Annotated in this window: 16 protein-coding genes; 14 read left to right on the top strand and 2 right to left on the bottom strand. The window is 40.6% G+C overall.

Going from position 1 to position 14,986, the window contains the following annotated elements; translation table 11 throughout:
* Positions 1–560: 560 nt before the first annotated feature.
* The 11 genes from NE664_01450 to recO all read left to right on the top strand — a co-directional run bounded on the left by NE664_01450 (position 561) and on the right by recO (position 10,546).
* Positions 561–1,238, top strand: a complete 678-nt coding sequence (locus tag NE664_01450) for a phosphoribosylaminoimidazolesuccinocarboxamide synthase (protein MCQ4725329.1) — start codon at positions 561–563, stop codon at positions 1,236–1,238.
* 399 nt (positions 1,239–1,637) lie between these two features.
* Positions 1,638–1,907 (top strand): sporulation protein YqfC, encoded by a 270-nt coding sequence (yqfC, locus tag NE664_01445; GenBank protein MCQ4725328.1) that lies wholly within the window; start codon positions 1,638–1,640, stop codon positions 1,905–1,907.
* Positions 1,908–1,920: 13 nt separating this feature from the next.
* Positions 1,921–3,162 carry a sporulation protein YqfD gene (yqfD, locus tag NE664_01440; GenBank protein MCQ4725327.1) on the top strand — a complete coding sequence of 414 codons (1,242 nt, stop codon included), beginning with the start codon at positions 1,921–1,923 and terminating at the stop codon, positions 3,160–3,162.
* Positions 3,131–4,153 (top strand): PhoH family protein, encoded by a 1,023-nt coding sequence (locus NE664_01435; protein MCQ4725326.1) that lies wholly within the window; start codon positions 3,131–3,133, stop codon positions 4,151–4,153. The genes yqfD and NE664_01435 overlap by 32 nt, the downstream gene beginning before the upstream one ends.
* Before the next feature lie 4 nt (positions 4,154–4,157).
* Complete coding sequence (locus tag NE664_01430; protein MCQ4725325.1) at positions 4,158–6,338, top strand: HDIG domain-containing protein; 2,181 nt, start codon at positions 4,158–4,160, stop codon at positions 6,336–6,338.
* Complete coding sequence (gene ybeY, locus NE664_01425) at positions 6,335–6,805, top strand: rRNA maturation RNase YbeY (protein MCQ4725324.1); 471 nt, start codon at positions 6,335–6,337, stop codon at positions 6,803–6,805. The genes NE664_01430 and ybeY overlap by 4 nt, the downstream gene beginning before the upstream one ends.
* A 14-nt stretch (positions 6,806–6,819) precedes the next feature.
* Complete coding sequence (locus NE664_01420; protein ID MCQ4725323.1) at positions 6,820–7,899, top strand: DUF3048 domain-containing protein; 1,080 nt, start codon at positions 6,820–6,822, stop codon at positions 7,897–7,899.
* Positions 7,900–7,904: 5 nt separating this feature from the next.
* Positions 7,905–8,285: a cytidine deaminase gene (cdd, locus tag NE664_01415; protein ID MCQ4725322.1), complete on the top strand. Its 381-nt coding sequence runs from the start codon at positions 7,905–7,907 to the stop codon at positions 8,283–8,285.
* A gap of 17 nt (positions 8,286–8,302) precedes the next feature.
* On the top strand, positions 8,303–8,863 hold the full coding sequence (locus NE664_01410; protein MCQ4725321.1) for a uracil-DNA glycosylase: 561 nt from the start codon (positions 8,303–8,305) through the stop codon (positions 8,861–8,863).
* 21 nt (positions 8,864–8,884) lie between these two features.
* Positions 8,885–9,793 carry a GTPase Era gene (era, locus tag NE664_01405; protein ID MCQ4725320.1) on the top strand — a complete coding sequence of 303 codons (909 nt, stop codon included), beginning with the start codon at positions 8,885–8,887 and terminating at the stop codon, positions 9,791–9,793.
* 3 nt (positions 9,794–9,796) lie between these two features.
* Entirely contained in the window at positions 9,797–10,546 is a 750-nt protein-coding gene (gene recO / locus NE664_01400; GenBank protein MCQ4725319.1) for a DNA repair protein RecO, read from the top strand.
* Between the two features lie 45 nt (positions 10,547–10,591).
* On the opposite strand, the gene NE664_01395 is transcribed toward recO, so the two are convergent.
* Both NE664_01395 and NE664_01390 read right to left on the bottom strand, forming a co-directional pair.
* Positions 10,592–11,002 carry an HIT family protein gene (locus NE664_01395; protein MCQ4725318.1) on the bottom strand — a complete coding sequence of 137 codons (411 nt, stop codon included), beginning with the start codon at positions 11,000–11,002 and terminating at the stop codon, positions 10,592–10,594.
* A 76-nt stretch (positions 11,003–11,078) separates the two neighbouring features.
* Positions 11,079–11,558 (bottom strand): ferritin-like domain-containing protein, encoded by a 480-nt coding sequence (locus NE664_01390; GenBank protein MCQ4725317.1) that lies wholly within the window; start codon positions 11,556–11,558, stop codon positions 11,079–11,081.
* 212 nt (positions 11,559–11,770) lie between these two features.
* Between NE664_01390 and NE664_01385 the strand changes: the two genes are divergently transcribed.
* From NE664_01385 to NE664_01375, 3 genes are all read left to right on the top strand, one after another.
* On the top strand, positions 11,771–12,844 hold the full coding sequence (locus NE664_01385) for an undecaprenyldiphospho-muramoylpentapeptide beta-N-acetylglucosaminyltransferase (GenBank protein ID MCQ4725316.1): 1,074 nt from the start codon (positions 11,771–11,773) through the stop codon (positions 12,842–12,844).
* A gap of 123 nt (positions 12,845–12,967) precedes the next feature.
* Complete coding sequence (locus NE664_01380) at positions 12,968–13,828, top strand: peptidylprolyl isomerase (protein MCQ4725315.1); 861 nt, start codon at positions 12,968–12,970, stop codon at positions 13,826–13,828.
* Between the two features lie 718 nt (positions 13,829–14,546).
* A complete protein-coding gene (locus tag NE664_01375; GenBank protein ID MCQ4725314.1) occupies positions 14,547–14,900 on the top strand; it encodes a hypothetical protein in 354 nt (117 codons plus the stop codon).
* Positions 14,901–14,986 lie beyond the last annotated feature (86 nt).

Genomic DNA, 14,986 nt, shown 5'->3' with positions numbered 1-14,986 from the left:
GGATATTCCTTGTGCGCCGAAGTTAAATTGGATTTGTTTGTCAATTATAAGAAGTTCACAAAGTAAGTTATTTTTAAACACAATATAACTTCTGTCTGCAAAGGGCACGCATGCTTTCACACGACGGCAACGGTATAAGAGCCGCGTTAAAACCGCTTGACGCATGGTTAGCGGCGTCGTTGCATCCGTGCCTTGTCCTTACGCCGCCGTTGCCGTTTAAAACTTTACGGCCTTATAAGGAAAGATTTTTTGCTGTTCGAGTCGCATAGACACAGGCGCAGCGGCTCCGGCGGCAATTATATGCAACGACGAAATGCCGAAACTTTTTCCTTGCAAGACGTTTGTGCCATTGCAAACCTGAGCTATATGAGAGATATAAACATATTTTTACAGGGGATAGTTTGAAAAGAGCGGCTTGGATTTTCAAAAATATATGGCGGGGACAGGCTTTGGAAAACAAACTTTTTTCCGGCATATGGAATTTCTTATTTGTAAAATATGGACAATGTCGTATTTTAGATGATATACTGAATATAAATCTAATATTAGGAGGTTCTTAAATGGAAAAAGTGTATCAGGGGAAAACCAAAGACGTTTATAAATTAGATAACGGCAATTTCAGGCTTTTGTTCAAGGACGACGTGACAGGTGAAAACGGCGTTTTTGATCCGGGGGCAAATACTGTCGGATTATCAATAGAGGGCATAGGCCGTGAAAATTTAAAAACAAGCGTATACTTTTTTGAGATACTTAAAAAAGCCGGCATTAAAACGCATTATGTAAGCGCCGACGTCGAAGCGTCCGCAATGGAAGCGCTTCCGGCAAAGGTGTTCGGCAAAGGGCTTGAAATTATCTGCCGTTTTAAAGCTACGGGAAGTTTTATACGCCGTTACGGCAATTATATAGATGAAGGCGCTCCTTTAAACGCATATGTCGAAGTTACATGCAAGGACGACGGCAGGGGAGATCCGCTTATTACAAAGGAAGGCTTGGAAGCGCTTGGAATTATGACAGGCGAACAGTTTAATTCCGTTGTTGCCGAAACAAAAGAAATATGCGCTATTATCAAAGATACTCTTGCGGAAAAAGGGCTTGACCTTTATGATATTAAGCTTGAATTCGGCTACTATAACGGCGAAGTTATTCTTATTGACGAAATAGCGTCCGGAAATATGCGCGTTTATAAAGACGGCGTTATTGTTGATCCTATTGACCTTACAAAAATGATATTGGCATAATATATTTGGAATTTTATTTTATACGGCGGTATTTCCGCCGTATTTTTATATGTGCATAAATCTTGAAAACATATGGAAATAAAAAGGTTTTATATATTTGTTTTTATCGGAGTTTTATAAAATTCAGCCCACGGACAATAAAATAAAGGTTTATATACATGAAATTTAATTTTTTTCATGAGAAGCGCCCCTGTTTATACAGGGGCTTTTTTATATCATTTATATATTCTCTGCGGCATATTTATAAAAGTAGTGCCTATTTTAATATGTTTTGTCATAACGGGCATAGTATGGTTTATTTATTAAATATATTTGATTTCCGTTGACAGGCAGGCTTTGCATTTATAGGATTATTAAAACTTGAAACGGCCGTTTTCATGTTTTTAAGGGGGAATATATTTGGGTAGGGGGATAAAAAGGACTTTTGCCGAAGCTATGGAACTTCCGAAAGAATCTATATTAAATTTACCGCTTATAACTATACTGGGAAGGGAAGAACTTTTTATAGAAAATTATAAGGGCATAATTGAATACAGCGACGAAACCGTAAGGATAAGCACGGGAATAGGCGTGCTTAAGATCGAAGGCCGCGGTCTTTTCCTTAAAAGCATACTTCCTGAAAGCATAACGCTTATGGGAACTTTTACGGCTGTGCAATATATTAACTGACAGGGGGAATAATATGTTTCTTACCTTGTGGAATTATTTAAGGGGATATGTTATTATAAGAGTATCGGGATTTTCTGTAGAAAGGTTTATAAATTTGGCGGCTCTCAGGGGAATTTATATTTGGGATCTGCACCATGACGGCACGGCGGTTATAATGAGCGTAAGCCTTAACGGCTTCAGAAATTTGAAGGAATGTTCCCAAAAGACAAGATGCAGATATAAAATACTAGAAAAACACGGTATGCCGTTTGTTATGGATAAAAGCAAACGGCGCAAGGCGTATACCGCCGGTATATTTGTATTTGTAACCCTTCTTTACGTGATGTCGTCTTTTGTATGGACGGTTGACGTTAAAGGAAATGAAAGGGTAAAAAGCGAAGATATACTCTCTTTTTGCAGCGACATGGGTTTAAGTCCGGGAAGCCTTAAAAGCAGGGCGGATATAGAAAACATAACAAAAAAGCTTATAACAAATTTTAAAGATATTTCATGGGTTGCAATAACGACGGAAGGCACAAAGGTTACCGTTACTGTCGTTGAAAGTATACCGGAAACGGAAATAAAAGACCTTGAAACGCCAAGCAATATAGCCGCTTCAAAGAACTGCGTTATTGAAAGCATTTCCGTTTCATCGGGCGCTCCTTTAGTTAAAGAGGGCGACGTTATTGAGGAAGGGGATTTGCTTGTCAGCGGCGAGCTTGTTATTAAAGACGCCGATTTGGAAGTGGGGAAAAAATATGTAAGGAGTATCGCCGAAATTTACGGCCGCAGTACATATTCTTTTGAAAGGGAAGCTCCTTTGAAATATACCGAAAAAGTTTTTACAGGAAAAAAAGAAAAAAATAGGAGCCTTATTATAGGCGGCTACAAGATTAACGGTATAAGCGCGGACGTTGATTTCGTAAGCTATGAAGAAACCGGAAAGGATACGAAGGAATTTAAAATCGGCGACTATATACTGCCTTTTAAATTTGAAACTGTTGAATATGCTGAATTTTACGAGGAGGATTTGGAAAGAACAGAAGAAGAGGCAAAGAATATCATTTATGAAGAAGTTAATAAAATTAAAGAAGAATATATTTTTAACGGGGGAAACATAGAAAACGAAGAAATAAATTTTTTCAATACGGGAGAGAGCCTGAAAGCCGAAATTGAACTTACGGTTTCCGAACCTGTAGGAAAAGAAATCCCATTAGAAGATTTAAGAGGTGACGAAATTATAAATGGAGCGGACGGAGAAAATAGTGGCTATTGAGAATGAATATATATCGGGCGTGTTCGGCCAATATGATTCAAATATCAAAAAAATTGAAAAAGCATTCGGCGTTGCCGTTGTAAACCGCGGCGATATTGTTAAAATCTCAGGAGATGCAAAAAGCGCCGACAATGCCGTTAAAGTTATAAACGGCCTTATTGATATTGCGAAAAAGAAAGAGGACATAACGGAACAGAACCTTCAGTATTTGATTGATCTTTCGGCGGAAGAAAAAATCGGGGAAGTCGGAAAGATATATGACGACGTCATATGCCTTACAACTAACGGAAGGCCGTTAAGGCCGAAAACGCTCGGACAGAAAACTTATGTCGATATGATTAGGAACAACACTGTTATTTTCGGCATAGGCCCCGCCGGAACAGGCAAGACATATCTTGCAATGGCAATGGCAATAACCGCGTTTAAAAATAATGAAGTAAACAGGATTATACTTACGCGCCCGGCTATTGAAGCGGGTGAAAAGCTGGGATTTTTGCCGGGAGATTTGCAGCAGAAAGTAGATCCGTATTTGAGGCCGCTTTACGACGCGCTTTATGAAATTATGGGCGCCGAAAAATTTCAGGCGAATATGGAAAAAGGCTTGATTGAAGTCGCTCCGCTGGCATATATGAGAGGGCGTACCCTTGACAATGCGTTTATAGTTCTTGACGAAGCGCAGAACACGACGCCGGAGCAGATGAAGATGTTCCTTACAAGGATTGGATACGGTTCAAAAGCCGTTATAACGGGCGATATTACTCAGATTGACTTGGGAGAAGGCAAAAAGAGCGGGCTTTTTGAGGCGACAAAAATATTAAACGGCATTGACGGGATTTCTATGATTACTCTTACAAATAAAGACGTTGTAAGACACCCGCTTGTACAAAAAATCATAGCGGCGTATGAAAAAGCCGACGCACGCCGCGACAGAAAGAAAAATGAAAGAGAAATACAGGCGAAGCATATTTTTATAAGGGGAAAACGGAAGTGATACAGTGGAAAAACCTTTAAAATTTCCAAAAATGAAAAACGGCGGCACGGCTGTTTATTATATAATGTTTATAACGGCGTTTGCAGCTACGGTGTTCGCTATAATAACCGGATCTTATATATCCGATACCGAAATACTTGAAGTAGGCGATATAGCGGGGCGGCGGTATGTTTCTACAAGGGATATAGAAAACACCGTGGCTACAAACAGGCTCAGGGAAAAAGCGACCGAAGAAATAAGTTTTCTTTATAAGCATGATCCGGATGTGGAAGAAAGCGCAATGGAAGAACTTGAACTTTTTTTCAGCGATTTCAATAAAACCCTTTCGGACATGGAGGCCGAAGCGCAGAAGAAAATGGAAGAGGAAAACGGCGGCGAAAGTGAGGAAGATTTAGGCGGATATCTTAAATTTGACCTTGAATTTTTGCTTAATATACCTATTGCGGTGACGGCTGAAGAAGCCGAAAGCTATTATATATTGACGGCGGCAGGCAAGGAGCAGTTTAAGGAGGACGTCAAAAATGCCGTGAAATTCGGATTTGAACAAAGGATAACGGACGAAACGATTGAAAAGGTTGAGGCGCAGACAGACGCCGTTATCGACGGTACGCTATGGCAGGAAAGCCTGAAGGATTTCGGCAAGGACTTGTGCCGCGCCGTTTTAAAACCGAACCTCGTAATAGATGAAGAAGCGACAGAGGCGGCTAAGCAGAAAAAATATGATGAAGTCGAGCCTGTTATTGTACGAAAAAACCAGAAGATAATAGACGAGGGCGAAGTCGTGACGGAAGAAGCTTTTGTGCTTTTGACGGATCTCGGCCTTATAAATAACAGCTATTCGGGAAGCGTTATGCCTTTTATCGGAAGTATAGGCATTGTATTAACGGGATTTATAGCCATATATTTTTATATGGTTACCCAACAAAAGAAATTCCTTGCTAACAGTAAAAATATAACGGTGATTTTTACAATATACATGCTTTCGGTTGCCGTTATAAGGATAATGGCTGATCTTAATAATTTCTATTTTATACCGGTTTCGCTTTTTGCAATGCTTATGGCCCTTCTTTCAAAAACAAAGACCGCCATAATTTTAAATATATTTATGTCGATATCGTCGCTTTTTATATTTAACGGCGGGGCGGATTTTCTCGTTTACAGCCTTATAACTGGAAGTTTCGGGGCGATACTTATGCAGTATACAAATAAAAGGTCGAGGATACTTATTGTTTCGGGAGCTATGGGAATTGTGCACATGGCCGTTTATATGGCCGTAGGGCTTTTCTTCTATAAAGAAACAGGCGCGCCGTTAGTTGAAAAAAGCCTGTGGGCCGGCGTATGCGGAATAGCGACGGTTATTGTCGTTGTAGGGAGCATGCCGATTTGGGAAGGGATATTCGGCGTTGATACGAAATACAGGCTGATGGAACTTGCAAATCCAAATAACGAACTTATAAAGAGGCTTATGCTTGAAACCCCGGGAACATACCACCACTGCCTTGTTGTGGCAAATTTGGCCGAAGCGGCCGCATACGATATATTCTGCGACGGCGAGCTTGCAAGGGTAGGCGCTTATTACCATGATATAGGAAAGCTGAATAACCCGCTGTATTTCAGCGAAAACCAGTTCGGAGAAAACATACACGACAGGCTGGATCCTTATATAAGTGCAAAAATGATAATAAAACATGTTTCCGACGGAATTGAAATGGCAAAGAAAAACAGGCTGCCAAACGTAATTATAGATATAATAAGCCAGCATCAGGGCACAACCCTCGTTAAATATTTCTATATGAAATCGGCTAAGGAAAAAAATAATATTGAAACAAGGGAAGAAGATTTCAGATACCCAGGGCCGATACCGCAGTTTAAGGAATCGGCGATAGTTATGCTTGCCGATACGGTTGAAGCGGCTGTCAGAAGCACGGCTTCGGCGGGCGGATCGCCTAAGGATATAGAAAAGATAATAGACACGCTTTTTAAGGACAAGCTTAACGATGGGCAGCTTAACGACTGTCGTCTTGACTTGAAGGAATTGGAAACGATTAAAAAATCATTTATGAAAGTGTTTAACGGCATGTACCATGAACGCGTGGCATATCCTAAGGAGGAAGATATTGAAAGGACAAGGCGCGAACAGAAAGCGAAAGAAAAAAACGACGATGAGGGGAAAGGAAGTGTATGATGACGCTTTTAATTGATAACAGGGCAGATTGGGAGCTAACGGATGAATACGAAAAGTTGTTTAACGACACGGCTTTAAAGTGCCTTGAATACGAAGGGTTTGATACGAATTGCGAAATAAGCCTTTCTATAGTAAACGGCGGGGAAATGCGGGATATAAATAAGTATTACAGGGGAATAGACAAGGAAACGGACGTTTTAAGTTTCCCGCTTTTGTCGTTTAATGACGGTGAGAGGCCTGAACTGAACGAAAACGGAGAAATAATGCTCGGCGATATTATTATATCAATAGGGCGTGCGGCGGCACAGGCGGAAGAATACGGCCACAGCCTTACGCGGGAACTTGCCTTTTTGACAGCCCACAGTATGCTTCATCTTCTTGGATACGACCATATGGAAAAAAAAGACGAGGAAATAATGTTTTCCAAGCAAAGGGAGATATTAGACGCTATGGGCATCGGAAGATAAAAAGGAGTGGCTGAATGCGCAGATTTTTTATAATGCTTGCATGCATGGCGGCGCTTTCTTTTGTGGCTTGCGGAAACGATAAGCCTGAAGAAAGCGCGGAACTTCAGAGCGAAAACATTTATGATAAAAAAGAGGAAGCAGAACCTACCGAGGAAGCGGATCCGTATGAATCAATGGCTGAAAGCCCGTTCACGGGAGAATATATTGATAAAGAGACCGCAAGGCTGAGGCCGTTTGCCGTTGTTATAAATAATCTTCATAAGGCTTTGCCGCAGAGCGGGATAGGGCAGGCCGATATATATTATGAAGTTCTTGCCGAGGGTGAAATTACAAGGATAACGGCTGTTTTTCAAGACTTTGACGCTGAAAAGATAGGCCCGGTAAGAAGCGCAAGGGAATATTTTACATGCTTTGCCTTGGACAGCGATGCTGTTTTTGTGCACCATGGCGGAAGTGAAACAGGGTATGCCGCAATAAAAAACAGGGGCGTTGAAAATATTGACGGAATGGTAAGCGGCGCGTTTTGGCGTGACAGCGAGCGTGCCGGTATGCCGGGAATGTACGAACACAGTTCGTATACAAGCGCCGGGAACATAAAGAAAGAAGCGGAAGAGAAGGGATACAGGAAATATCTTGATGAAAACTATCCCGGCATGTTTTCTTTCTACGAAAGCGAAACGCAGCTTACAGGCGAGGCCGTCAACGCCGCTAGTGTGAGCCTTCCGTATTCAAGCTATCAGATAAGCGGATTTTTATATGATCCGCAGGAAAGGGTTTACAGCCGTTTCCAAAGCGGCGAACCTCAGATTGACGAACTGACGGGAGAACAGATAAAGGTTAAGAACATAATAATACAAAATGCAAAAACATGGGCAATAGCCGGAGACGACGCCGGTAGGCGCGGCGTAGAGCTTGTCGGAAGCGGCGCGGGCATGTTTATTACAAACGGTAAGGCAAGAAATATTACATGGGAGAAAGACAGCTTCTCTTCTCCGACAAGGTGGTATGATGAAAAGGGGAACGTATTAAAATTAAACAAAGGAAAAACATGGATATGCGTTTTCCCTGATAATATTGAATATACTCTGGAGTGATTTTATTGGATAATGAAGGCTTAATTAAAGCGGCCGAAAAGGCGATGGAAAACTCATATTCGCCGTATTCAAATTTTAAGGTTGGGGCGGCGGTTCTTACCGGAAAAGGCGGGATATATACCGGATGCAATATAGAAAACGCGTCCTATGGGGCGACAAACTGTGCCGAAAGGACGGCTGTGTTTAAAGCCGTTTCCGAAGGTGAAAGGGAATTTTTAAAAATTGCGGTTGTATCGTCCGCGGGGGATCTGACGTTCCCATGCGGCATTTGCAGGCAGGTTTTGGTGGAATTTATGCCTGAAGGAAGTATTATACTAAAAGACAAAAACGGCGCTGTTAAAGAATATACGGTTAAAAGCCTTTTGCCTAATTCTTTCGCACTGTAACGGAAAAGGTGGTATTTATGTCTGAAAAGAGCTGGGAACAGCTGGAAGAATGGTGCTTGAACTGTTATCGCTGCGGCCTTTCTCAGGGGCGCCATAATGTTGTTATCGACAGGGGAAGCAGACAGTCCGAAATTATGTTTATAGGAGAGGGGCCGGGAGAGCAGGAGGATTTGCAGGGCAGGCCTTTTGTCGGCCCTGCCGGGCAGTTGTTTGACAAACTGCTTGTAGCGGCCGGGTTTGCCCCTGATGAAGTTTATGTTGCAAATATAGTTAAATGCAGGCCTCCGAATAACCGCGATCCAAGGGAAGAAGAACAGCAGGCATGTATTAATTATTTAAGGTATCAAACGGCGCTTATAAAGCCGAAAATAATAATATGCCTCGGGCGTATCGCCGCAAAAGCCATAATAGACAGGGATTTTAAAATTACAAAGGATCGCGGAAGATGGATACAGCGAAAGGGCGTTTGGATGATGGCAACATTCCACCCGTCGGCCGTTTTAAGGGATGAACTTAAAAAACGTCCGGTGTGGGAGGATTTTAAAAGCATACGGATGAAATTTGATGAAATATGTTGATTTGAGAGGAGAACAATAATATTGGCAAAAGAAAAATTTTTTTCTGGATTTGTTTCGCTTGTCGGAAGGCCGAATGTAGGCAAATCGACACTTATGAACAGGCTTATCGGCGAGAAAATAGCCATAGTTTCGCCTAAGCCGCAGACAACGAGAAACAGGATACAGTCCATACTTACAAAGGACGACTTCCAAGTTATATTTATCGATACGCCCGGGATACATAAGCCTAAACATAAACTGGGGAATTATATGGTAAAGGCGGCGGAAACTACTTTTAACGAGGTTGACGCCGTTTTGATGCTTGTCGAGCCGGACGAAAAGGCGTTTGAAAGCGACGCGGCCGTTATAGAACGTTTCAAGGGGATTAAAACGCCTGTTATACTCGTTATAAATAAAATAGACGCTGTAGATAAAAGCAGTATTTTGTCTATTACGGATATGTACAGGAAGATTTACGGATTTGCCGAAATAGTGCCTGTTTCCGCAAAGGAAGGCGACAATACTGACAGGCTTTTGGAAGTTATAAAAAAATACCTTCCGGAAGGGCCGAAATATTTTCCCGACGACATGGTTACTGATCAGCCGGAACGCCAGATTGCTTCGGAAATAATAAGGGAAAAAGCTTTAAGACTTTTACAGGATGAAATACCGCACGGCATAGCTGTGGAAATTTATTCCATGAAAAAGCGTTCCGACAAGAATCTTGTCGACGTGGAAGCTACGATATATTGCGAAAGGGAAAGCCATAAAGGCATTATAATCGGGAAGCAGGGCGCGATGTTAAAAAAGATCGGGATAAGGGCAAGGCAGGATATATCGGCGCTTTTAGGCTCGGAAATTAACCTCCAGCTTTGGGTTAAAGTTAAAAAGGACTGGCGCGACAGCGATTTTATGCTTAAAAATTTCGGTTACGATCCTAAAAGGATTTAAAATATGAGCGTTGAAAAAGTAAAAGGGATTGTTTTAAAAGAATATATTTCAGGCGAAAGCAGCAAGCGTATCGTCGTTCTTACGGAAGAAATGGGGAAATTAACGCTTAACGTCAAAGGCGCCAAGAACGTAAGGAGTAAGCTTGCCGCATCTTCTCAGCTTTTTTGCTACAGCAGCTTTGTCGTTTATGAAGGCAAAGGGTTTTATTCCGTTACCCAGGCCGACGTTATAGAAAGTTTTTATGATTTGAGAAACGATATTATTAAACTGTCTTTCTGCACATACTTGCTGGAACTTACGGAGAGGACGCATTTTGAAGGCACGGAAAGCCGCGAAGTGCTGAAACTGCTTTTAAGGACCCTTTCCGTAATTGAAAAAACAGGATACGACGTACTGCTTGCCGTCAGCATATTTGAAATAAAACTTCTTCAGCTGGGCGGTTTTATAGGTTTTTACGGGAAATGTTTAAGATGCATGGGACAATTCAAAGACGTATATTATTTCAGCCCTTCAAACGGAGGGATTATATGCGGAGAGTGCGGGAAAAAAGTTTTGGGGGCTGTTCCGATATTAAGGGGCACTTTCCTTGCTTTAACATATGTTATGGGAAACAGCGGCCGGAAAATATTTGCTTTTAATGTTTCAAAAGAAATTAACGTGGAGCTGAGGGCAATACTTGAAAAATATATAGCGGAAAACATAGGGCAAAATTTTAAAACCCTTTCTTTTGCCAAAAACTGCCTTCATATTTGAACGTAAAAACCCCGCAAGGCGTAAGCGCTTCGTGGGGCTGTGGATTTAAAGTTTGTTTGAAATTGTTTTTCTTACTGTTTCGATCTGTTCGTCTGTGAGATCCAGCTGTTTCCATTTAATATCTACGCCGTCTCCTTCATACCTGGGGATTAAATGAAGATGGAAATGGTTTACAGTCTGCCCGGCGACAGGGCCGTTATTCTGCACTACGTTCATATTTTCAAACCCAAGGGAAGCTTTCATTGCCCTTGAAATAAGGACTGCAAGCTGGAACAGCTTTCCGGCCGTTTCGGGTTCTATCTCGAAAATATTGGCGTAATGTTTTTTGGGGAGTATGAGAACATGGCCTTCATTGCCGGGAAAACGGTCGAGTATAACTTTAAACTCGCTGTTTTCAAGTATTGTTGCCGAAGGGATCTTCCCGTCTATGATTTTGCAGAAAATACAGTCGTCCATAAAAAATACCTCCTTGAAATTATTGCTTCAAGGAAAGTATACCATATATGGATTTAAAATGCAAAATAATCCACAATTAATGGTTGTTATGGAATAGGTACACATTTAATACGGAATGATTTTGTTCATCGTTAAGTATTGACATAATCGTATTTATAATTTCCTGGTCGGTGAACATATTTGCAAGATCCCTGTAGAACCGGGCCGCTTCAACTTCGGATAGAATATTTTTATTGTATTGCGCGGCAAGATCCGCGCCTTCAAAATTATATTCTTTTGCTTTAACCTGAGGCACAACGCCGTAAAGCTCTTCATATATTTCGCCGAGAAGTTTTTTGTGGCGGCTTTCGTCAAGGAATATGCTCCTTAATATTTCTACATCCTCTTCCTTGACAGCGGCGGCGGCCAGAGCTTTATATTTTTGTTCGTCGTTGGCCTCTTCCTCTATGGCCATAATCATAAGTTCGGCAAGTTTTTCGTCGTTATTTGAATTTTGAGCAAATAAATTTTCGTTTCCCGCTTTTTTTATCGGCATTTCCGTGTTATATGGATACATTTAAACACTCCCTGCATAATAAATTAGTATTAATAAATTATATTCCGATAGACTGAAAAGATTACCCGTACAAGTTATTTTATAATATTGATGGGCGTGTTTAAGAGTATATTTGCAAAAGGCAGAAGGAAAATGTGTTGAATAAGAGCCGTATATTGAAAGTCCAGGGATGTATTTTGATATATAAAAAACTATTTTGGAGATGAATTTGTATGAAAACAATCGTTTTAACCGGCGGCGGCACTGCCGGGCATGTAACGCCTAATATCGCGCTGATACCAGAACTTTTAAAAGACGGCTGGGATATAAAATATATCGGCACTAAAAGCGGCATTGAAAAGGAGCTCATTTCAAAAGAGGGGATTGAGTATTTCAGCGTGTCGTCAGGCAAACTGCGCCGATATGTTTCAAAGGAAAATATAACGGATATTTTCAAAGTTACAAAAGGCGTGGCGGAAGCGAGAGCCATAATAAAAAAGATAAAACCCGATATTGTTTTTTCAAAAGGCGGGTTTGTCGCCGTGCCCGTAGTTCTTGGCGCGAAGCTTAACAACATACCTGTTATAATACATGAAAGCGATATAACCCCCGGCCTTGCCAATAAGATTGCAATGCCTTTTGCAAAAAAGGTGTGCACCACATTTCCGGAAACGGTTAAATATATTAAAGGCGGAAAAGGCGTAAACACGGGAACACCCATAAGAGAAGGGCTTTTCAAGGGCGACAGGCAAAAGGGGCTTGAGATATGCGGATTTAATAATTCCAAACCCGTTGTGATGATGATGGGCGGAAGCCTTGGAGCCGTTAAGATAAATAACTGCCTGAGAGGCTGTCTTGACGAAATATTAAAAAATTTCCAACTTGTGCATATATGCGGGAAAGGCAACTTAGATAAAACGAAAATGCAGCTTGCCGGATACAAACAGTTTGAATATGTTTCGGGAGAACTGCCGCATATTTTTGCGGCGGCCGATATTGTTGTGTCAAGAGCCGGTTCAAATTCCATATCTGAATTCCTTGCCCTTAAAAAGCCGGCGCTTTTAATACCGCTTTCGGCCTCGGCAAGCAGAGGGGATCAGATTTTAAATGCAAAGAGCTTTGAAAAACAAGGGTTTGCCGTTGTGCTCGAAGAAGAAAAAATGAGTGAAAAAAGCCTTGCCGAAGGAATAAGATCCCTTTATGCCGACAGAAACTCCATTAGGGCCAATATGGATAAAAGCGGCCAGACAAACGGAGTTGAAAACGTGATGAATATTATAAGGGAATATGCGCCGAAAAATGAATAGAATCATGGAAATTAAGTAATTTTAAGAAATATGTAATATACTTTAACAAAATGTGTTTGACAAACCATGCCGCGGCAAGTTAGAATTTATCAATGTTAGCAATAAGGTTTGGAGGATTGATTGATGAAAAAATTTATTTGTTTGGCAGCAATGTGCGTAATGGCGTTTACAGCCTGCTCAACAGACAAAACGGCTGAGGGCGGAAACGCTGAAACGGGCGTTCAGGAAGAAAATGCCGCAACTGACAAGGAAAAAGAGGATATTGACGCCGAAGTTGATGCAGAATATGACGAATTTAAGAATGATCTTTTAACGACAACGGCGGACATGCCGCAGTTTTCGGACATGGTCGACGGGGAAACGATTGCCGTAATCAAAACAAATAAAGGCGATATAAAAGTACGGTTCTTCCCTGAAGAAGCGCCGAAAGCCGTTGAGAACTTTATAAGCCTTGCGGAAAGCGGATACTACGACGGAGTTATATTCCACAGGGTTATTAACGACTTTATGATACAGGGCGGCGATCCGGACGGCGACGGTACGGGCGGCGAAAGCGCTTTCGGAGGAAAATTTGAGGATGAATTTTCATCAAAACTGTATCATTTCCGCGGCGCGCTGTCTATGGCCAACAGCGGCGCGGATACAAACGGCAGCCAATTTTTTATTGAGCAGAAAAAAGATATTACCGAAGGTTATTTTGATTATGTAAATCAGGTTGTTGAACAATACGGCGGGAATGATCTTTTATATAACTCAAATACGGGAAAAATATTGAGGACGAACTATGACGACGCTGTAAAAGCTAAATATGAGGAGGTAGGCGGTTCGCCGGATTTGGATTACGGATACACTGTATTCGGCCAAGTTTATGAAGGCATGGACGTTGTAGACGCTATTGCGTCGGTTGAAACTGATAAAACTGATAAACCGCTTGAGGATATAGTAATTGAAAATATAGAAATACAGGAATACAGCGCCCAATAAATGATCAGGCCGCGTATATAGTTTTAAGCGTAATTTGGCGTATGAAACTATATCGCGGCTTTTAATTTTATAAAAACAAAGCGGTTTTTATACTCGAAGCCGTAATGTTTATATCTCATATTCTTAACCGGAAATATTTTCGGTTTGTTTCCATTACGTTAATTTTAATCCGAAACGGAAAGCCGCCTAACGTTAGCGGAAGTTGGGGAAAACGGTTAAAACCGCGGAAACGGCGGCAGTATCGGCGTTTATTGTGTATTCGATATAAATTATCGGATATCGGGAAAAAGTAAAAGCGGCATTACAGTATAGATGTCTGTAATGCCGCTTTTATAACTTTAACGCTATGGATCGTAAAATTAAGCGTATCCAATATACCATTAAATCGGTTAAAAATCAACATATTTTTTAAAATTTGCAAAGAAATTTTGAAATCAAAAGTTTTTTATTTACGGCGGATATTATTTCTTATATTGCCGATTTATTTCACGAAGAATTTAGCGGCCGTATATGGGATGAAATAGTTGTTTCATATCAAAATTTCTAAGTTGTGCAATTTATAACAGATATATCTTAATGAGTTTATTATAACAATATTATAAAATTTGCATAACTTTGTACTGATGGGTACAGGAGTTGATAATTATTATGCGTATAATAATGCAATATAATATTATTGTTGTTAATGTATTTAATAAATGAAATGGGAGTTATGAGTATGGAAAATATGAAATATATAAGAATGGAAGAATTTTGGAGATTTACAGAATGGATTATTGAAAATAATGAAAAGTCATGGCAAATTTATGATTTTTTATTTTATGACACAAGTGCGGAGAATGGGATTAAGGCATTAACTTATGCTGTTGAAAATGAGTTTTTTTATATTATTCCTATTTTGTACAATAAAATTAATGAAACATACAGTGGAAATAAATCTATTAAAAACATACTTTTTAAAGAACTCAGCCCTTATTTCAAAGAGCCGTCGAAATTTGAGGATATTTGCAGGAAGATTATAAAAAGCATGGAGGATAATATTAATTCCGAAAAGATTAACGGCATATTATAAAATACGGACAGGCTCGTTTGGATTACAAAAACAGCGTTTTCACGTCAGGGCCTTGTTTTGGACGCCGTTAAAAACAAAAAATTAAC

Source organism: Anaerotignum faecicola, assembly GCA_024460105.1.
Lineage (GTDB): Bacteria > Bacillota > Clostridia > Lachnospirales > Anaerotignaceae > JANFXS01.
The sequence above is the reverse complement of the archived record's forward strand: the minus strand, read 5'-3'. Positions and strand labels throughout refer to the sequence as shown.